We start from the raw sequence: 1,035 nt of genomic DNA on the forward strand, positions 1-1,035 counted from the left end.
GCCTTGATCATCGGCGATCGCCACTAAATTTTGGGAATTAATGTCTAACGCATTTAGCCAGGAATCCACTTTGAAAAGAGTCCTACTGGCACCGCTAATTAGGTCTATTTCCACCAGTTCCCCCGTGAAGTAACCAATCAGTAGCTTTGAGCCATCAGGGGTAAATTTAAACGTGTTAACCCGACTATTTATATTTTTGAAGGTAGTTGGTTGGACGGGATTACGTAACGTGTTGCGGTCGATGGTGAAAATGGTAATTTCACCAGTGTCATAGCTAACAGCTACCTTGTCAGCTTCGGCATTGGGGGCACGAAAAAAGGCGAGATTTCTAGCTACACCAATGGACTCATAGAGTTTTAATGTGTTGACTTGGGGCGGAGAAAGATCAATGATCCTGGAAATTTGTACAGTACCATCGTCGGAGGAAGATAGTAAATAATCTTGGATAATTAGCGAGTCAGTAACCGCAGCTTTATGGAGGGGAATATCAAACTTTGCTTGGGAGTTGGACAGAACACTACTGCCTGTGTAAATGGAAGAAATTAGCAATGATTTTCCCTCAAGATTTCCATATCTGGCCCGAAAAAATCTCTTACAATCCTTGAGAAATAGCTTGTCTTTCCAGTTTAAACTATTATCTAAAAAAATCAGATTACAGTTATTAAAACCGATCGCCAGTTGTTCCGACTTAGGATCTTGAGCGATGGAAGCTGATGTTCCATACTGGCTAAGATCAATCTTTTTAACAACAAAGTCTTTTTCCTGTCCCCAGGCCTTTTCCTGGTGGGGAAAGAGCCAAAAGCTGATTAGGAGAAATGAAATAAATAATAAACAATCAATTTTGTTGTGCCTCAATTTCCCCCAGGGAAGAACGTTCAATATTTCGTTCATATTTTTGAATTTTATAAAGTTACAGAAATTAGCTGAATTTGATGCCAGTTTTTTCCTCTAATTTATTTCGGATCAATGATTGGGCTTGGGGATTTAAGCGACTATAAAGGGACTGATAAACTTTCATTAATTTCTCAGTGCCCT

General features: G+C 39.5%; 1 pseudogene. It reads right to left on the bottom strand.

Features of this window, described 5'->3' with window-relative positions:
• Window positions 1–549: pseudogene (locus IQ219_RS20310) on the bottom strand (hypothetical protein); the annotation flags it as partial.
• Between the last annotated feature and the right edge of the window lie 486 nt (window positions 550–1,035).

The organism is Synechocystis sp. LEGE 06083 (genome assembly GCF_015207725.1).
Lineage (GTDB): Bacteria > Cyanobacteriota > Cyanobacteriia > Cyanobacteriales > Microcystaceae > Synechocystis > Synechocystis salina.